The organism is Pseudomonas sp. GM33 (assembly GCF_000282295.1).
In the GTDB taxonomy this organism is placed as follows: domain Bacteria; phylum Pseudomonadota; class Gammaproteobacteria; order Pseudomonadales; family Pseudomonadaceae; genus Aquipseudomonas; species Aquipseudomonas laurylsulfatiphila.
The window spans coordinates 1-18,212 of sequence record NZ_AKJO01000023.1; the positions used below are offsets into that span (position 1 = coordinate 1).

Annotated in this window: 13 protein-coding genes; 12 read left to right on the forward strand and 1 reads right to left on the reverse strand. The window is 60.6% G+C overall.

What is annotated here, in order from left to right; genetic code table 11:
- The first annotated feature begins 635 nt into the window (after window positions 1-635).
- From PMI26_RS25205 to argR, 6 genes are all read left to right on the forward strand, one after another.
- Entirely contained in the window at window positions 636-1,412 is a 777-nt protein-coding gene (locus PMI26_RS25205; protein ID WP_007971007.1) for an ABC transporter substrate-binding protein, read from the forward strand.
- A gap of 91 nt (window positions 1,413-1,503) precedes the next feature.
- Window positions 1,504-2,193 carry an ABC transporter permease gene (locus PMI26_RS25200; protein ID WP_007971008.1) on the forward strand — a complete coding sequence of 230 codons (690 nt, stop codon included), beginning with the start codon at window positions 1,504-1,506 and terminating at the stop codon, window positions 2,191-2,193.
- Complete coding sequence (locus PMI26_RS25195) at window positions 2,190-2,888, forward strand: ABC transporter permease (RefSeq protein ID WP_007971009.1); 699 nt, start codon at window positions 2,190-2,192, stop codon at window positions 2,886-2,888. The genes PMI26_RS25200 and PMI26_RS25195 overlap by 4 nt, the downstream gene beginning before the upstream one ends.
- A 1-nt stretch (window position 2,889) precedes the next feature.
- Window positions 2,890-4,002, forward strand: coding sequence for a M14 family metallopeptidase (locus PMI26_RS25190; protein ID WP_007971011.1), 1,113 nt, complete (start codon window positions 2,890-2,892; stop codon window positions 4,000-4,002).
- A gap of 27 nt (window positions 4,003-4,029) precedes the next feature.
- Window positions 4,030-4,794, forward strand: coding sequence for an ABC transporter ATP-binding protein (locus PMI26_RS25185; RefSeq protein ID WP_007971015.1), 765 nt, complete (start codon window positions 4,030-4,032; stop codon window positions 4,792-4,794).
- A gap of 265 nt (window positions 4,795-5,059) precedes the next feature.
- On the forward strand, window positions 5,060-6,052 hold the full coding sequence (gene argR / locus PMI26_RS25180) for a transcriptional regulator ArgR (RefSeq protein ID WP_007971017.1): 993 nt from the start codon (window positions 5,060-5,062) through the stop codon (window positions 6,050-6,052).
- Between the two features lie 7 nt (window positions 6,053-6,059).
- Here argR and PMI26_RS25175 read toward each other — a convergent pair whose 3' ends face one another.
- A complete protein-coding gene (locus PMI26_RS25175) occupies window positions 6,060-10,997 on the reverse strand; it encodes a dermonecrotic toxin domain-containing protein (RefSeq protein ID WP_007971019.1) in 4,938 nt (1,645 codons plus the stop codon).
- Between the two features lie 310 nt (window positions 10,998-11,307).
- Between PMI26_RS25175 and PMI26_RS25170 the strand changes: the two genes are divergently transcribed.
- The 6 genes from PMI26_RS25170 (at window position 11,308) to PMI26_RS25145 (ending at window position 18,204) form a co-directional block, all read left to right on the forward strand.
- Window positions 11,308-12,528: an aspartate aminotransferase family protein gene (locus PMI26_RS25170; RefSeq protein ID WP_007971021.1), complete on the forward strand. Its 1,221-nt coding sequence runs from the start codon at window positions 11,308-11,310 to the stop codon at window positions 12,526-12,528.
- A gap of 214 nt (window positions 12,529-12,742) precedes the next feature.
- The gene (aruF, locus tag PMI26_RS25165; RefSeq protein WP_007971023.1) at window positions 12,743-13,762 is read left to right on the forward strand and encodes an arginine/ornithine succinyltransferase subunit alpha; all 1,020 of its coding nucleotides are present in this window, start codon (window positions 12,743-12,745) and stop codon (window positions 13,760-13,762) included.
- An 87-nt stretch (window positions 13,763-13,849) separates the two neighbouring features.
- A complete protein-coding gene (gene astA, locus PMI26_RS25160) occupies window positions 13,850-14,875 on the forward strand; it encodes an arginine N-succinyltransferase (RefSeq protein ID WP_007971025.1) in 1,026 nt (341 codons plus the stop codon).
- Window positions 14,872-16,341 carry a succinylglutamate-semialdehyde dehydrogenase gene (gene astD / locus PMI26_RS25155; RefSeq protein WP_162831813.1) on the forward strand — a complete coding sequence of 490 codons (1,470 nt, stop codon included), beginning with the start codon at window positions 14,872-14,874 and terminating at the stop codon, window positions 16,339-16,341. The genes astA and astD overlap by 4 nt, the downstream gene beginning before the upstream one ends.
- A gap of 164 nt (window positions 16,342-16,505) precedes the next feature.
- Window positions 16,506-17,852 (forward strand): N-succinylarginine dihydrolase, encoded by a 1,347-nt coding sequence (gene astB / locus PMI26_RS25150; RefSeq protein ID WP_007971027.1) that lies wholly within the window; start codon window positions 16,506-16,508, stop codon window positions 17,850-17,852.
- A gap of 61 nt (window positions 17,853-17,913) precedes the next feature.
- Window positions 17,914-18,204, forward strand: a complete 291-nt coding sequence (locus PMI26_RS25145) for a hypothetical protein (RefSeq protein WP_007971029.1) — start codon at window positions 17,914-17,916, stop codon at window positions 18,202-18,204.
- The last annotated feature ends 8 nt before the right edge of the window (window positions 18,205-18,212 follow it).

Sequence of the window (18,212 nt, forward strand, 5' to 3'; positions counted from 1 at the left end):
CCCGGCATTGCGCCTGGCGGGGCTTTTTTGTGGGTGAAAGTCAAAAGATCGCAGCCTTCGGCAGCTCCTACAGGGATACACGGTGGTGGATGGAACCGTATCCCCTGTAGGAGCTGCCGAAGGCTGCGATCTTTTGATGTTGATTTTCAACCAATAATTATCGGCTTCTCATATAGGCACTTTCCTACTGTTACCTGCGACCCTTCCGGTTACTGAATGTGTAACCGCTCGCTCCGATACGGGGCGATGGGAAACGCAAAGTGCCGTGCCAGCGCCTGTTAACCACCCTTCATAAATAAGAAGCAACGCTGCGCTTGCCGGATTAGAAGGGTTTGCCAATAATAGGCCCGCAATTTGCAATATAGATCGGTTCCATGTCTTTTGCTCTTGCATGATTTTGCAGGGCTGTCAACGCGCTAAAGCGACTTTCTCGGTGCTTCTGTAATTAGTTGTCGCATTGAAGAAATATCGGCCTCGGGCCTGTCGTTAGAATGCCGATCACTCGCTCGTCGTTGCTCGTGTTGAAATTTCGCACACGCAATGTAGGACGCAGCACTGCTTTCCGGTTCCACTCATTCGCATATTGGGCTGTTGCTCACTCTGCCGTTTTTGCCCTTTACCGATGGAGTCCCAAGATGAAGAAACTCGTGCTGCTTGGCGCCCTGGCACTGTCCGTGCTGTCGCTGCCATCCTTCGCCGATGAAAAGCCTCTGAAAATTGGTATCGAAGCGGCTTACCCTCCGTTCGCTTCCAAAGCACCGGACGGCAGCATCGTTGGTTTCGACTACGACATCGGCAACGCCTTGTGCGAAGAGATGAAGGTCAAGTGCGTGTGGGTCGAGCAAGAGTTCGACGGCCTGATCCCGGCACTGAAAGTGCGCAAGATCGACGCGATCCTGTCGTCCATGTCGATCACTGAAGACCGCAAGAAGTCCGTGGACTTCACCAACAAGTACTACAACACCCCGGCTCGCCTGGTCATGAAGGCCGGCACCCAGGTCAGCGACGGCCTGACCGAGCTCAAGGGCAAGAACATCGGCGTGCAGCGTGGTTCGATCCACGAGCGTTTCGCCCGCGAAGTCCTGGCCCCGCTGGGTGCCGAGATCAAGCCTTACGGTTCGCAGAACGAAATTTACCTCGACGTGGCCGCCGGCCGCCTCGACGGCACCGTGGCAGACGCTACGCTTCTGGATGACGGTTTCCTGAAAACCGACGCCGGTAAAGGTTTCGCCTTCGTCGGCCCTGCGTTCACCGACGTCAAATACTTCGGCGACGGCGTAGGCATCGCGGTGCGCAAGGGCGACAAGGCTGAGCTGGACAAGCTCAACGCCGCCATCGCCGCCATTCGCGAGAACGGCAAGTACAAGCAAATCCAGGACAAGTACTTCGCCTTCGATATCTACGGCAAGTAACACGCCCCGGCGACAAGTCCGAAATGGCGCAAGCAGCAGGATCTCTGAGGTTTGCGCCATTTTTTCATCCCAACTTTCGAGGACCTGAATCATGTTGAAAGGCTACGGGGCTGTCATCCTCGATGGCGCTTGGCTGACGCTTCAGCTCGCCTTGTCGTCCATGGCCCTGGCCATCGTTCTGGGCCTGATCGGCGTGGCACTGCGTCTGTCGCCGGTGCGCTGGCTGGCCTGGCTGGGCGACCTGTATTCCACGGTGATCCGCGGTATTCCCGATCTGGTGCTGATCCTGCTGATTTTCTACGGCGGCCAGGACCTGCTCAACCGCGTCGCACCGCTGCTCGGTTTTGACGAGTACATCGACCTGAATCCGTTGGCCGCCGGTATCGGCACCCTGGGCTTCATCTTCGGTGCATACCTGTCGGAAACCTTCCGTGGCGCGTTCATGGCGATCCCCAAAGGTCAGGCCGAAGCCGGCATGGCGTACGGCATGAGCAGTTTGCAGGTGTTCTTCCGGGTGTTGGTGCCACAGATGATTCGCCTGGCGATTCCGGGTTTCACCAACAACTGGCTGGTTCTGACCAAGGCGACCGCGCTGATTTCGGTGGTGGGCCTGCAGGACATGATGTTCAAGGCCAAGCAGGCGGCCGATGCCACCCGCGAGCCTTTCACCTTCTTCCTCGCAGTGGCGGCGATGTACCTGGTGATCACCAGTGTGTCGTTGCTGGCATTGCGTCACCTTGAGAAGCGCTACTCGGTAGGCGTAAGGGCGGCTGATCTATGATCTTCGACTACAACGTCATTTGGGAGGCCTTGCCGCTGTACTTCGGCGGCCTGGTGACCACCCTCAAACTGCTCGCGCTGTCGCTGTTCTTCGGCTTGCTGTGCGCATTGCCGCTGGGCCTGATGCGCGTCTCGAAGAACTCGGTGGTCAACATGTCCGCCTGGCTCTACACCTACGTGATCCGCGGCACGCCGATGCTGGTGCAGCTGTTTCTGATCTACTACGGGCTGGCGCAGTTCGAAGCGGTACGTGAGAGCTTCCTCTGGCCGTGGCTGTCCAGCGCAACCTTCTGTGCGTGCCTGGCGTTCGCGATCAACACCAGCGCCTACACCGCCGAGATCATCGCCGGCAGCCTGCGCGCCACGCCGAACGGCGAGATCGAAGCGGCCAAGGCCATGGGCATGTCGCGCTTCAAGATGTACAAGCGCATCCTGCTGCCGTCGGCCCTGCGCCGGGCGCTGCCGCAGTACAGCAACGAAGTGATCATGATGCTGCAGACCACCAGTCTGGCGTCCATCGTGACCCTGATCGACATCACCGGTGCCGCGCGCACGGTCAACGCCCAGTTCTACCTGCCGTTCGAGGCCTACATCACCGCCGGCGTGTTCTACCTGTGCCTGACCTTCATCCTGGTGAAGCTGTTCAAGATGGCCGAGCGCCGCTGGCTGGGCTACCTGGCCCCGCGGAAGCACTGATATGGAACGCATCGATCATGCTTTGCCGTGGAGCCACCTGGGCAGCGAACGCCGGATTTCGGTGTTCCGCTTCGGCAGTGGCGAGCGCAAGGCCTATATCCAGGCCAGCCTGCACGCCGATGAGCTGCCGGGCATGCGCACGGCGTTCGAGCTGAAAAAGCGTCTGGCCGAACTCGAAGCCCAGGGCTTGCTCAGCGGTGTGGTCGAACTGGTGCCGGTGGCTAATCCACTGGGTCTGGGTCAACTGCTTCAGGGCAATCATCAAGGGCGTTTCGAGGCGGGCAGCGGCAAGAACTTCAACCGCGATTTCGTCGAGTTGAGCGCACCTGTGGCGGCTGCCTTGGCAGAAAGCCTGGGTGACGATCCGCACGCCAACATTCGCCTGATCCGTCAGGCGATGGTCGATCATCTGGCCGCTTTGCCAGAGGCGAGCAGCCAGTTGCAGGGCATGCAGCGCGTTCTGCTCAGCCACGCCTGTACCGCCGATGTGGTGCTGGATCTGCATTGCGACGCCGAAGCGGCGCTGCACATGTACGCCTTGCCGCAGCACTGGCCGCAGTGGCGTTCGCTGGCTGCGCACCTGAACGTGCGGGTCGGTTTGCTGGCGGAAGATTCCGGCGGCAGTTCGTTCGACGAGGCCTGTTCGTTGCCGTGGTTGCGCCTGTCGCGTCTGTTCCCGCAGGCGCAAATTCCGCTGGCCTGCCTGGCGACTACCATTGAATTGGGTGGTCAGGCCGACACCGGGCGCGCCGAAGCAGAGGCTTATGCCGAAGGCATTCTGGCGTTCCTCGCCGAGCAAGGCCTGATTGGCGGTGAATGGCCAAAAGCTGCGCAAGAGCCTTGCGAGGGCATGCCGTTCGAAGGCACTGAATTGTTGTTGGCACCACCCCCCGGTGTGGTGAGTTTCCTGCGTAAGCCCGGTGAGTGGGTTGAAGCGGGCGATGAGATTTTTGAAGTGATCGATCCGTTGGCGGATCGGGTCAGCACGGTGTGTGCTGGTACGTCCGGGGTGCTGTTTGCCATTGAACGGCTGCGTTATGCCCAACCCGGTTTCTGGCTGGCCAAGGTGGCGGGGCGCGAAGCGCTGCGTCACGGGCGCTTGCTCAACGACTGACTGACTGTTTTTGTGAGAACCGACCGCATGTACAAACTTGAAGTCCAAGACCTGCATAAACGCTATGGCAGTCACGAAGTGCTCAAGGGCGTGTCCCTGAAAGCGGCAGCCGGCGATGTGATCAGCATCATCGGCTCCAGTGGCTCCGGCAAAAGTACCTTCCTGCGCTGCATCAACCTGCTGGAGCAGCCGCACGCGGGCAAGATCCTGCTCAACAACGAAGAGTTGAAGCTGGTGGCGAACAAGGACGGCGCGTTGAAAGCCGCCGACCCGAAACAGCTGCAACGCATGCGTTCGCGCCTGTCGATGGTGTTCCAGCATTTCAACCTGTGGTCGCACATGACCGCGCTGGAAAACATCATGGAAGCGCCGGTGCACGTGCTCGGCGTGTCCAAGGCAGAAGCCCGGGAAAAAGCCGAGCACTACCTGAACAAGGTCGGCGTGGCCCATCGCAAAGATGCTTACCCGGGCCACATGTCCGGCGGCGAGCAGCAGCGCGTGGCGATTGCCCGTGCACTGGCGATGGAACCTGAGGTGATGCTGTTCGACGAACCGACCTCGGCCCTCGACCCGGAGTTGGTGGGCGACGTGTTGAAAGTCATGCAGGCCCTGGCCCAGGAAGGCCGGACCATGGTCGTGGTGACGCACGAAATGGGCTTCGCCCGTGAAGTGTCGAACCAGCTGGTGTTCCTGCACAAAGGTGTGGTCGAAGAAAGCGGCAACCCGCGCGAAGTGCTGGTGAACCCGCAATCGGAGCGTCTGCAGCAGTTCCTGTCCGGCAGCTTGAAGTAATCAGGACTGCCGTTGTGCACCTGAATAGTGCATGCTTCGCCGTTTAGAGGCCGGCCCCGATCCCCTGTGTAGGAGCTGCCGAAGGCTGCGATCTTTTGATCTTGAAAAACCAGGATCAAAAGATCGCAGCCTTCGGCAGCTCCTACAGGGTGGGGTGGCAGGCGGCTCCTGTGTTTGATCTCGGTTGGTTTCGAGATTTGCGTTCATTTACGGGCTAGCATTGGCCCATGCCTTCATCTCTGTTCTTCGCTTCGGATTGCCCACCATGACTGCCCATCGAATTGGTTTCCTGATTTGGCCCAGCACTAAAGCACTGACGCTTGCGCTGGCTGAGGAGGCCTTGCGTGTTGCCCAGCGTGTGCATCCGGACGTGGTTTACGAATTGTCGTTCCTGCAGGCCGAAGCCATTACAGACGCCGCGGCCGACAGCGCCTGGCAATTGCCGGGTGAGGCGTGGACCGGCAAGCTGGAAAACTTCCAGAAATTGTTCCTGCTCGCTGACGAGCCGCCGACCGCACTGGCGCCGGCGCTCAGCAGTGCGCTCAAACAGCTGGTGCGCTCCGGTTGTGTGATCGGCGGTCTGTCGGCCGGAGTGTACCCCTTGGCGCAACTCGGTTTGCTCGACGGTTATCGCGCGGCCGTGCATTGGCGCTGGCAGGACGATTTCGCCGAACGTTTCCCCAAGGTCATCGCCACCAGCCACCTGTTCGACTGGGATCGCGATCGCCTGACTGCGTGCGGCGGCATGTCGGTGCTCGACCTGTTGCTGGCCGTGTTGGCCCGCGACCATGGTGCAGAGCTGGCGGGTGCGGTCTCCGAAGAACTGGTGGTCGAGCGCATCCGCGAGGGCGGCGAGCGCCAGCGTATCCCGTTGCAGAACCGTCTCGGCTCCAGCCATCCGAAGCTGACGCAAGCCGTGTTGCTCATGGAAGCCAACATCGAAGAGCCGCTAACCACCGACGAAATCGCCCAGCACGTGTGCGTGTCCCGTCGGCAGCTGGAGCGGATCTTCAAGCAATACCTCAACCGTGTGCCGAGCCAGTACTACCTGGAGCTGCGTCTGAACAAGGCCCGGCAGATGTTGATGCAAACCAGCAAGTCGATCATCCAGATCGGCCTGTCCTGTGGCTTCTCCTCGGGGCCGCACTTCTCCAGCGCCTATCGCAACTTCTTCGGTGCCACGCCGCGGGAAGATCGCAACCAGCGGCGCAGCAGCAGCCCGTTCGAATTGTCATCGGTGCCACCGGAACGCGGGTAGCCAGTACTCAGTCCTCAATGTCGGTGTCGGGCGCCCCATCCTCTGGCACCGGCATGTCGGCTATCTCGTCGATACCCAGATCATTATCGGTTGCGCGAAAGTACGCAGCGATGCGTTGCAAGCTTTGCGCATTGAACGGGTTGCCGCTGAATTCAAAGCTTTCTCCGACACCTGGGTCGACCTCCATGAGTTCGGGCGGCATCTCGGTAATGGCGTTGAAGCTCAGGTCGACGTCGGTCCAGGTCGTGATGCTCAGCACTCCCTTGGGTATTTCAGTGATGCCCGTGTGGCTCAAGTCCAGTGAGGATATTTCTGTCATATGGCTAAGGTCAGGGCTTGGACCGAGTGGATTGTCCCGCAGACTCAAGTGGTCAAGGTGCTCCATGCCCGCCAGGGCCTCTACGGTTTCCGGAGTCAGCGTAATGCCACACTCCGACAAGCTCAGCACCGATAACCTGCCCATTCTGAAGATGGCTTCTGGAAGGTTGCCCAGTTGGTATCCCCGTATGGTCAGGGTGTCCAGGTTGGCAAAACTGTCCAGGAACCGGCCAAGTCCTGGTGCAATGCCATGGGTGGTCGTCAGGTACATTTCGGGCACATGACTGAAGTCGGCTGACAGCGTCGGCAGGTCACCCATGATTGCCAGGTGTGAGACGAATCCGTACTCACCCACGGCAATGTTTTCGATGGGAATCTGGCGCCAGCAACGTTCCAGGTTTTTTTTGAATTCGTCTCTTTTGACGTGCTCGGCAAACAGCTCGTCGGCCGTCAGCGGGGCGCCAGTAACGGAATGGGTGCCGGGCACATCGGCCGTCCACCGGCTCAGCTCGGTACCGAGTCGGGTGAGTTCGAGCTCGCGACGGGTCAGGTCGGCTCGACCCTCTGCGAGGGTGCCGGGTAAGCGATAGACGAAGTCGCTGGCCTCTTCATTATCCAGACTTGGGTAGAGGGCTTTGACGCGATCGATATCGACCTGATCGGCATGGACTCCAAAATCCATTTCGGTTCGCTGGTAGTGACGCTTGATGTGTTCCCGGGTGCTCGGGGACAGAGGGTTGTTGCCAAAATCAAATCCCTCGGTGATGTTGCCGGGCAGGTCGAAGAGGGTGGTGGGCAATTCGGTGATCTGGTTGTCATTCAAAATGGCGGTTCGAATGCTCGGGTGATTCACCAGGCCGTCGGGAATGCGGGTAATTCCGGTACCGGAAAGATCGACGTAGTTCAGCTTCGGCATGTTTGCCAGGGAAGGGCACTCACCGAGCGGGTTTTTATACAGGTCGAGCGCAGTCAATTGATTCAGGCCAGACAGGGTGGCGCGACTCTGTTCTGTGAGGGTCACGGCGCAGTCGCTGAGGATGAGTGCGTCGAGTTGGGGCCATTGGGCAATGGCGTCCGGCAACTGCCCCAGTTCGAAGTTGCGTAGCGCCAGGCGGTTGAGACTGGAAAACCCCTTCAAAAAATCATTCACACCACGGGTGGCACGATGACCTTCAAGCGCCACGCTGCGCACCTGAGGGAAATCGACGCTCAGCTTTGGCAGCTCGCCAACAACCGGCTGGGAAAACTCAAAGGAGGCCGGTACGCCATGGGCGCTGTCGTAGGTGGCCTGACGCCGCCAGCCGTCGAGCAAACTGGCTGTCATTTGCCGACGCGCAAGCCGTTGACTGGCGAGCTGCTCGATGCTCAAGCGGGTTTGCGTACCCGGAACATGCAGCGGGATCTCATCGCGCCAGGCGCTCAATTGCTCAAACAATTGCGCGTGTTGGTTAAACAGGCGCTGGAGTTCTGCGCGCGGTCCGCCGGGATTGCCTTGCAATCGTGCGGCAAAGGCTTGCAGTTCCTCTGGGCTCAGATGGGGAAACAGCCGATAGATGTGGTTTTGTAATGAAGGGGTATTGACCGGCATCCGGTGATAACCATCGCCCCCGCCCAGCAAACGCATCACCGCCGGATTGTAGGCAGGCTTGAGATTGGGCCGTTGCGCCAGAAGCGCACGCAATGTTTCACGAGTGAGAGCGTGGGTGCGAATCAGCTGCTTGAGCCTTTCGCCCTCACCGATGTTGATGTTCAGGGCGATTCGCTCGCTGTCGGGCAGTGCCTGTAACAGGCTGGAATAGAGGGAGTCGGTGCCACTGAGTTGTTCACCGGCGTCGTCGTAGGCCTGATAACCCCCTTCATCGGTCAGCACCAGCACCTTGCGCACGTGCGAATCCAGCTCGCCAATGCTGTCGATAAGCGGTCCATTGTGGGTGTATTGGCGGATTTCCAAGCGCAGTTGTCCCGACCAGCCAGGCAAGCGTTCCAGCGTGTGTAACGCCAGGCGATCGGTATCGAGATGGTTGCGCGTCGAGTACAGGTCGAGCCCTTCATAAGCGCGAGTGACGCGCACTTGCAGGCCGGCCTCCTGTGCCAGTTCCGTGAGGCGTTTGGACAATGCTCCGCGCTCCAGTTGCTCGCGTTCAGCGGCACTGGCGCTGTCGAGCAGTGCTTCGGCGAGGCTGGTTGGCAAACCGGGCTCGCTGTCGATAATGCGCTGCACCAAGGGGAGCGCACCTTGTTCGATTTTGCGGTAGCGCTGGCTGAAGAGGGTTTCCCGTTTGTCGGCGGCAAGCGTTGTCAGGTAGCGGCGCACTGAGCGTGCGTCGGTGTTGTCGAGGTGTTGCAACAGGGTGTTGATCAGGTCGCCATCGTCCAGTTGCGCCAGGTTGATCTGCACCACGACCTGGTTGCCCATGCCGCGCTCCCAGAGGGTTTCTCCTGTTGCGTCGACCAGTCGCAGCCCCTTGTCCGCTGGCCAGTTACCGTAGTCGCAGAGCAGTTCCAGTTGCATCAGCGGATCAGCCTTCAGGTAATCGTCCGCACGATCGCTGCCGATTTGATCAATGAAGATCTGCAAGTCCTGATCAATCATGAAGCGTTTGAGGGTATCGGCCAGCAGCGGCGGTACCTGTTCGGCGTCGACATGCATCTTGCGCAAGGCGTTTTCGTGACAGCCGCTGATGCTGAGGATGCGCTCGCGTTCGCGCTCGGAAAAACGCTGCATGTCCGGACCGATACGTCGCAGCAGGGTGGCCTGGTCCCAGGTCAGTGGCTGCTCGAGTTCGGTGTGCCAGGCCCCTTTTCCGTTGTGCCTGAGGTCGGGTTGGTAAGCTTCGGGACGCGTGGGATGCTGGATGCGATGGCGCCCGGTCCACGGATCTTCGGTCACGGCGTAACGGCTGTTGTCCAGGGGCAGCAGGGTTTTGCCTTGATGGATGTGCAGTCCCATCGAGTCGGGTTTCGCGTCGTTGGGGATCGCGACGGTTTGTTCGTAAGGCGTCAGGTCGGGCTTCCAGTAGCGGGTTTCGCCATTGGGGCGTTTCACGGCGTTGAAGCGGTCAATGAATTGCACGACCTCCCGGGGCAGGACCGCGCGAAATTCGCTGACGGCGATCATGCCGCCTGCCGCGAAAGTGCCCAGCTGCACAGCAGATTCAACCATTCCCATGAAATGCTCGAAGGCTTCGTTGGTCAGGCCTTCTGCCCAGTCGACAACAGCTTCGAAGGTGTCATCCAGCAGCTGATAGGCCGTGTAAGCCAGCATCAGCTCGCCAAGGAACGGGACGAACGGCAACGCAATGAAGGCTGCGATGTTCAGCAGCGCCGAGGCGATTTCCGTGAAGGAGTCCCATAACGCCCATCGGGCCTTGCGGTCGACCGTGGCCGTCGACACTGCAATCACGCGCGCGTCATTGAGGATCTTGTCGAGTTTGCGTTGATAGAGATGAACCCACAGGTCGCCTCTGATCGGCGTTGCTGCCATTTGCAGGTCGGGACGCTGGTTGGGGGTTTCTCTCCAGGTCGGCCGTGGATCGCCGGGTGGGACCGGTTGCCAGGTGATGGGGTCGAGGCGGTTGTTCAGCTCGGCGAAGAAGTAACCGCGGTCTTCATGATTGATAAAACGACTGAAAAACTGTTGATAGTCGGGCCCCCGCAGGCGCTGGCTCAGTTCCTTGGCGAATGCCGCCGATGAGGGGTATTGCTTGATGGGATGTTCCGGGTCGTCAGGAATGTAGACCACTACCCGGACCGCTTCGCGGGCGCGCTCAAGTTCCGGGGCGAACAGCACGATGCCGGTCAGGCGGGCATTCATGATCGTCAGTTCATGGCATTGCCAGGATTGGTCGTGGCCATCGGAGAGCAGGCGAAGGAGCGGCTGATGAACGTCGCCGGTCAGCAGGTTTTGCATCTGCGCCATCTGCAGGGCAGCGGTCAGTGCGGTTTTTTGGCTTTCGCGAATTTTCGGTTGCAGGATCGCCGCAGCGACCGGGTTGCTGATGCCAAGGTTGTCTTCCAGGTACTTTTTATAGCGCTCGCCAATGTCGAGTTCGCGGCATAGTTGGGTGAACGCCGTGATGGGCATCTTCGCCAGAATCTGTGGCAGGGTGCTGAATTGCCCGGTGGAAGAGGGCGCAGTGATGTAAGTCGAGGCGGGTTCAAAGGCGTCAGCTTCGGTTTCGGCGCTTTCGAAGTTGTGCAGCGCAGCGTCCAGCAACGACACGGTCCAGGTGCGCGCGGCTCCGGACTTCAGGCGCAGCCAGGGGATGTGCGCGGGAATATAAAGGCGCAGAAAGATTTTACTGACGTCCACTTCCAGGCCGAAACGTGTCTTGAGTGCGCCCTTGAGCATGGGTTCGGCGAAGGCTGCGGGGTTCAGCAGATTCGCCAGGGCCTGATCGACCCGGTTCTGGCTTGTCGTCTGCCGGGTAATGAGTCGACCGAGTTCGGCGTGCTGATCTTTAGGTGCATCCCTGATGGGGGTGGGCAACACCGGTTTGATGTTGCGCAGCGCTTCACGCCGTTTTGGCGTGGTTTGGCGAAGCCAGGGTGGAATGACGTTCATCAGATGCTGGTAATGCGCGTCGGGCCTGAAAGTCTCAGGGATGTCGGGATTTTCGGTATTCATGGGGATAGGTCCACCATCGCGGTTGATAGACCGTCAGGAAAACCCGTAATCGAAGACGACGCGCGGTACATATCTACCGCATTCATGGAAACGGCATGGGTTACAACACAGTGACCTGCCGCAAACGTCCGTCGCCAGTTAAACTGCGCCTTTGCGACCCTATATGTCGCATTGCCGTAAACCCGGGAAAATCCGGGGTTTGCGCTATAAGAAGTTGTCGCTTGGCGGCAAGGCCGGGCTGAAAACTGTCCTTACAATCCTCACCAAGCTCGCCAGTTTCAGGCGAGTGTTTTCTCTTCAGGAGACTCCGATGTCCGTTGAGCACGCTGCGGTACAACGCGCCGATTTCGATCAGGTAATGGTTCCCAACTATGCGCCTGCCGCATTCATTCCTGTGCGTGGCGCCGGTTCCCGCGTCTGGGACCAGTCCGGTCGCGAGCTGATCGACTTCGCCGGCGGGATTGCCGTTAACGTATTGGGCCACGCACATCCGGCGCTGGTCGGTGCCTTGACCGAGCAGGCGAACAAGCTGTGGCACGTGTCCAACGTGTTCACCAATGAGCCGGCCCTGCGCCTGGCGCACAAGCTGGTCGACGCCACCTTTGCCGACCGCGCCTTCTTCTGCAACTCCGGCGCCGAAGCCAACGAGGCCGCCTTCAAGCTGGCCCGTCGTGTCGGTTTCGACCGTTTCGGCAGCGAGAAGTACGAGATCATCGCCGCGCTCAACAGCTTCCACGGCCGTACCCTGTTCACCGTGAACGTCGGTGGCCAGTCGAAGTACTCCGATGGCTTCGGTCCGAAGATCACCGGCATCACCCATGTGCCGTACAACGATCTGGCCGCGCTGAAAGCCGCCATTTCCGACAAGACTTGCGCTGTGGTGCTGGAGCCGATCCAGGGCGAAAGCGGTGTCATCCCGGCTGAACTCGAATACCTGCAAGGTGCCCGCGAACTGTGCACCGCGCACAACGCATTGCTGATCTTCGACGAAGTGCAAACCGGCATGGGCCGCACTGGTCACCTGTTCGCCTACCAGCATTACGGCGTGACTCCGGACATCCTGACCAGCGCCAAGAGCCTGGGCGGTGGTTTCCCGATCGCCGCCATGCTGACCACCGAAGACCTGGCCAAGCACCTGGTCGTCGGCACCCACGGCACCACCTACGGCGGCAACCCGCTGGCGTGTGCGGTCGCGGAAGCCGTGATCGACGTGATCAACACCCCTGAGGTGCTGGCCGGCGTCAAGGCCAAGCACGACAAGTTCAAGGCGCGCCTTGAGCAGATCGGCGAAAAATACGGCCTGTTCACCAAGGTCCGTGGCATGGGCCTGTTGATCGGCTGCGTGTTGAGCGATGCGTGGAAAGGCAAGGCCAAGGACATCTTCAACGCCGCTGAAAAAGAAGGCTTGATGGTCCTGCAAGCCGGCCCGGACGTGGTGCGTTTCGCGCCAAGCCTGGTGGTGGAAGACGCCGATATCGATGCTGGCCTGGACCGCTTCGAACGTGCCGCGGCAAAACTGACGCAAGCCTGATAGACCCTTCGACGCCTGACCGTTCAGGCGTCGAACCCAATTTTGATGCCGGGCACGATCAAATGTGGGAGCGGGCTTGCTCGCGAAAGCGGTGTATCAGTCAACATTTTTACTGTCTGACCCACCGCTTTCGCGAGCAAGCCCGCTCCCACACTGATCTCTGTGTAGGCCCGGGATTTTTCTTCTGTAAGTTCTGAGATTAAGGAGTGACACCATGCTGGTGATGCGCCCCGCGCAAATGGCTGATCTGGGCGAGGTACAGCGTCTGGCTGCGGACAGTCCGATTGGTGTCACTTCCTTGCCGGATGACGTTGAGCGCCTGAGCGACAAGATCGCGGCAAGCGAAGCCTCGTTCGCCGCCGAAGTGAGCTTCAACGGTGAGGAAAGCTATTTCTTCGTCCTCGAAGACAGTGCCACCGGCAAGCTGGTCGGTTGCTCGGCCATCGTGGCGTCGGCCGGTTACTCCGAGCCGTTCTACAGCTTTCGCAACGAAACCTTCGTGCACGCTTCGCGCGAGCTGAAGATTCACAACAAGATCCACGTGCTCTCCCAGTGCCACGACCTGACCGGCAACAGCTTGCTGACCAGTTTCTACGTGCAGCGCGATCTGGTGGGTTCGCCGTGGTCGGAGCTCAACTCCCGTGGCCGCTTGCTGTTCGTGGCCAGCCATCCGGAGCGTTTTGCCGATTCCGTGGTGACCGAGATCGTCGGTTACAGCGATGAAAACGGCGACTCGCCATTCTGGGATGCCATCGGGCGCAACTTTTTCGACCTCAACTACGCTGAAGCCGAGCGTTTGTGCGGCCTGAAGAGCCGTACGTTCCTCGCCGAACTGATGCCGCATTACCCGATCTACGTGCCCCTGCTGCCGGACTCCGCGCAAGAAGCGATGGGCCAGGTGCACCCGCGGGCGCAGATCACCTTCGACATCCTGATGCGCGAAGGCTTCGAGACCGATCACTACATCGACATTTTCGACGGCGGCCCGACCCTGCATGCCCGCGTCTCGGGGATCCGTTCGATCGCCCAGAGCCGCGTAGTGCCGGTGAAGATCGGCGAGCCGGTCAAAGGTGTCGGTCGCCAGTACCTGGTGGCTAACGCCCAGTTGCAGGACTACCGCGCAGTCATGCTCGAGCTTGACTACGCGCCGGGTAAACCGGTGACCCTGGACCTGGAAGCGGCCGAAGCCCTGGGCGTCGGTGAAGGTGCCAGCGTGCGCCTGGTGGCGGTTTAACACCTGCTGCTATGCCTATAAAGAGTGAATGCTAAGTAAAGCAGCGAGTTTCACGGGTGGCGCAAGCGGCCCGTTTGAGGAGATAGCATGATCGTTCGTCCCGTACGCAGCAGCGATTTACCCGCTCTGATCGACCTGGCCCGCAGCACCGGCACCGGCCTGACCACCTTGCCGGCCAACGAAGAACGTCTGGCCCATCGGGTCGGCTGGGCCGAGAAGACCTTTCGCGGCGAAGCCGGGCGGGGCGATGCGGACTACCTGTTCGTGCTCGAAGACGACGACGGTCGCGTGGTGGGCATTTCCGCCATTGCCGGCGCCGTCGGCCTGCGAGAGCCCTGGTACAACTTCCGGGTCGGTCTGACGGTCAGCGCTTCCCAAGAGCTGAACATCTATCGCGAAATCCCGACGCTGTTCCTGGCCAACGACCTGACCGGCAACTCCGAGCTGTGCTCGCTGTTCCTGCACGCCGATTACCGCAGCGGCCTCAACGGTCGCATGCTGTCCAAGGCGCGGATGCTGTTCATCGCCGAATTCCCGCAACTGTTCGGCAACAAGATCATCGCCGAAATGCGCGGTGTTTCCGACGAAGCCGGGCGTTCGCCATTCTGGGAAAGCCTGGGGCGTCATTTCTTCAAGATGGAATTCAGCCAGGCCGATTACCTGACCGGCGTGGGCAACAAGGCGTTCATCGCCGAACTGATGCCGAAATTCCCGCTGTACACCTGCTTCCTGTCGCCGGATGCGCGCAACGTGATCGGTCAGGTTCACCCGGACACCGAGCCGGCGCTGGCCATGCTCAAGAGCGAAGGTTTCAGCTACCAGGGCTACGTCGACATCTTCGACGCAGGCCCGGCCATCGAATGCGAAACCGGCAAGATCCGTGCGGTACGCGACAGCCAGGCGCTGGTGCTGGCCGTCGGCACGCCGGGTGACGACGCCACGCCATTCATCATCCACAACCGCAAGCGCGAAGACTGCCGCATCACTGCTGCACCGGCTCGTCTGGCCGCCGGCACCCTGGTGGTCGATCAGCAGACCGCCAAACGTCTTCAACTCAACGCTGGCGATCAAGTGCGCGCCGTGGCGTTGTCCGCAGCTCGGGAGTCGAAATAATGAAGTCGCTTTACATTGCAGGTGAATGGCTGACCGGTCAGGGCGAAGCCTTCGAATCGCTGAACCCGGTGACCCAGCAGGTGCTGTGGTCCGGCGTCGGTGCCACCGCCACTCAGGTCGAGTCGGCTGTGCAGGCGGCGCGTCAGGCGTTCCCGGGCTGGGCGCGGCGTACCCTGGAAGAGCGTATCTCAGTGCTGGAGGCCTTTGCTGCTGCGCTGAAGAATCATGCGGACGAACTGGCCCGCACCATCGGCGAAGAAACCGGCAAACCCCTGTGGGAAGCGGCGACCGAAGTCACCAGCATGGTCAACAAGATCGCCATCTCGGTGCAGAGCTACCGCGAACGTACCGGCGAGAAGAGCGGCCCGCTGGGCGACGCCACCGCTGTGCTGCGCCACAAGCCTCACGGTGTAGTCGCGGTGTTTGGTCCTTACAACTTCCCGGGCCACTTGCCGAACGGCCACATCGTGCCGGCACTGCTGGCCGGTAACAGCGTGCTGTTCAAGCCAAGCGAGCTGACACCGAAAGTGGCTGAGCTGACGGTCAAGTGCTGGATCGAGGCCGGTCTGCCGGCGGGCGTGTTGAACCTGCTGCAAGGCGCTCGCGAAACCGGTATCGCCCTGGCGGCGAACCCGGGCATCGACGGGCTGTTCTTCACCGGTTCCAGCCGCACCGGCAATCACCTGCACCAGCAATTCGCCGGTCGTCCGGACAAGATCCTCGCGCTGGAGATGGGCGGTAACAACCCACTGGTGGTCGATCAGGTCGCCGACCTCGATGCCGCCGTGTACACCATCATTCAGTCGGCCTTCATCTCCGCCGGCCAACGTTGCACCTGTGCCCGCCGCTTGCTGGTGCCGCAGGGTGCCTGGGGCGACTCGCTGCTGGCGCGCCTGGTGGCCGTCAGCGCGACAATTGAAGTCGGTGCCTTCGATCAACAGCCGGCGCCATTCATGGGCTCGGTGGTTTCCCTCGGTGCGGCAAAAGCGCTGATGGATGCCCAGCAACACTTGCTGGCCAATGGCGCCGTGGCATTGCTGGAAATGACCCAGCCTCAGGCTCAGTCGGCCTTGCTGACCCCTGGCATCCTGGACGTGACCGCCGTTGCCGATCGTCCTGACGAAGAGCTGTTCGGCCCGTTGCTGCAAGTGATCCGCTACGCTGATTTTGAAGCGGCGATCGCTGAAGCCAACGACACCGCGTACGGCTTGGCTGCCGGTCTGCTGTCGGACTCCGAAGCGCGTTACCAGCAATTCTGGCTGGAAAGCCGTGCCGGTATCGTCAACTGGAACAAGCAACTGACCGGTGCCGCGAGCAGCGCGCCATTCGGCGGCGTCGGCGCCTCGGGCAACCATCGCGCCAGCGCCTACTACGCTGCGGATTACTGCGCGTACCCGGTGGCCTCGCTGGAAACGCCGAGCCTGGTGTTGCCTGCGGCTCTGACGCCAGGCGTGAAAATGGCGTAGCGCCCATTCGCGGGCAAGCCCGCTCCCACAAGGACTGCGTCGAACACAAAATTTGTGAACACTGCTGAACCTGTGGGAGCGGGCTTGCCCGCGAAGGCCGCGCCTCGGTCTAAATCAATTGTTACTCGATGCCTATAACAACAGATTCTCGTGGAGCCTCGCTGATGAAATCCTATGAAGTCAATTTTGACGGTCTAGTGGGGCCGACCCATAACTACGGCGGCCTGTCCTACGGCAACGTCGCGTCCCAGAGCAACAGCCAGCAGTCTTCCAACCCCAAGGAAGCTGCGCTGCAGGGCCTGGCGAAGATGAAAGCGCTGATGGAAATGGGTTTCCAGCAAGGCGTGCTGGCACCGCAGGAGCGCCCGGATGTGGCCGCACTGCGTCGCCTGGGCTTTGGCGGCACCGACGCTCAAGTGATCGAGCGCGCTGCCAAAGACGCGATGCCGCTGCTGGTAGCCAGTTGCTCGGCCTCGAGCATGTGGGTGGCCAACGCCGCCACGGTCAGCCCGAGCGCTGACACCGCTGACGGCCGCGTGCATTTCACCGCTGCCAACCTCAACTGCAAATATCACCGCAGCATCGAACACCCGACCACCAGCCGTGTGCTGGGTGCGATGTTCGCTGACCAGAAACACTTCGCCCACCATGCCGCTTTGCCGGCCGTGGCACAGTTCGGTGACGAAGGTGCGGCCAACCACACGCGTTTCTGCCGTGAATACGGCGAAGCCGGTGTCGAGTTCTTCGTGTTCGGCCGCAGCGCGTTCGACACCCGCTACCCGGCTCCGCAGAAGTACCCGGCGCGCCAGACCCTCGAAGCGTCCCAGGCGGTTGCCCGTCTGCACGGCTTGAGCGATGACGGCGTGGTCTACGCCCAGCAGAACCCTTCGGTGATCGATCAGGGCGTGTTCCACAACGACGTGATCGCGGTCGGCAACGGCGAAGTGCTGTTCTATCACGAGGACGCGTTCCTCGAGACCGAGAAGATGCTGGCCGAGCTGCAGAGCAAACTCGCCAAGGTCGGTGGGAAATTTCAGTCAGTCTGCGTACCGCGTTCCGCAGTCAGTGTGGAAGACGCGGTTCGTTCCTACCTGTTCAATAGCCAACTGCTGTCGCGTCCTGACGGCTCCATGCTGTTGATCGTGCCGGAAGAATGCCGTGGCAACGAGCGTGTCTGGCAATACTTGCAGGGTTTGACCAGCTCCGGCGGGCTGATCCGCGAAGTGAAAGTCTTCGATCTCAAGCAGAGCATGCAGAACGGCGGAGGCCCGGCTTGCCTGCGGTTGCGCGTCGCACTCAACGAAACCGAGCTGGCGGCCGTCAACCCAGGGGTTATCATGACGGCACCGTTGTACGGCACTCTGACCGAATGGGTCGAGAAGCACTACCGCGACCGCATGACCGAAAACGATCTGGCGGACCCGCAATTGTTGCTTGAGTGCCGGACGGCACTGGATGAACTGACGCAAATCCTTAAACTGGGCGCGGTTTATCCATTCCAGATCAATTGATCGACGACGCGCTGCCCCGGATGGCAGCGCGTCGCTTCATCTCAAACGAGAGCGTAAAGACATGAGCGATACCCTGCAGCTGATCCTTGAAGACACCGACGGCACGCAACTGGAGACGTCCTGCACCCGCGTCGCGGTCCTGTGGCAAGGCAAAGAGCTGTGGATCCAGCAGGACGGCCGTGGCCAGTTGCTGATCGGCGTGGACGTCGAAGAAGGCGATGCCGAATACGCCAACCTGCTGCTGCGCCCATTGGCGACTAATCTGGTAAGTCTGCAACTGGAGATGGAACCGGCTGACCTCACCGACGATGAGGACCACGTTCACGGCCCGGACTGCAACCACGATCACTAAGGAAACCG

Excerpts from the sequence above, each read along its gene's own strand:
- PMI26_RS25145 (WP_007971029.1), top strand. The coding sequence starts at position 17,914 with ATGAGCGATACCCTGCAGCTGATCCTTGAAGACACCGACGGCACGCAA.
- PMI26_RS25205 (WP_007971007.1), top strand. The coding sequence starts at position 636 with ATGAAGAAACTCGTGCTGCTTGGCGCCCTGGCACTGTCCGTGCTGTCG.
- astA (WP_007971025.1), top strand. The coding sequence starts at position 13,850 with ATGATCGTTCGTCCCGTACGCAGCAGCGATTTACCCGCTCTGATCGAC.
- argR (WP_007971017.1), top strand. The coding sequence starts at position 5,060 with ATGACTGCCCATCGAATTGGTTTCCTGATTTGGCCCAGCACTAAAGCA.
- PMI26_RS25200 (WP_007971008.1), top strand. The coding sequence starts at position 1,504 with ATGTTGAAAGGCTACGGGGCTGTCATCCTCGATGGCGCTTGGCTGACG.
- PMI26_RS25190 (WP_007971011.1), top strand. The coding sequence starts at position 2,890 with ATGGAACGCATCGATCATGCTTTGCCGTGGAGCCACCTGGGCAGCGAA.
- PMI26_RS25185 (WP_007971015.1), top strand. The coding sequence starts at position 4,030 with ATGTACAAACTTGAAGTCCAAGACCTGCATAAACGCTATGGCAGTCAC.
- PMI26_RS25175 (WP_007971019.1), bottom strand. The coding sequence starts at position 10,997 with ATGAATACCGAAAATCCCGACATCCCTGAGACTTTCAGGCCCGACGCG.
- PMI26_RS25170 (WP_007971021.1), top strand. The coding sequence starts at position 11,308 with ATGTCCGTTGAGCACGCTGCGGTACAACGCGCCGATTTCGATCAGGTA.
- PMI26_RS25195 (WP_007971009.1), top strand. The coding sequence starts at position 2,190 with ATGATCTTCGACTACAACGTCATTTGGGAGGCCTTGCCGCTGTACTTC.
- aruF (WP_007971023.1), top strand. The coding sequence starts at position 12,743 with ATGCTGGTGATGCGCCCCGCGCAAATGGCTGATCTGGGCGAGGTACAG.
- astB (WP_007971027.1), top strand. The coding sequence starts at position 16,506 with ATGAAATCCTATGAAGTCAATTTTGACGGTCTAGTGGGGCCGACCCAT.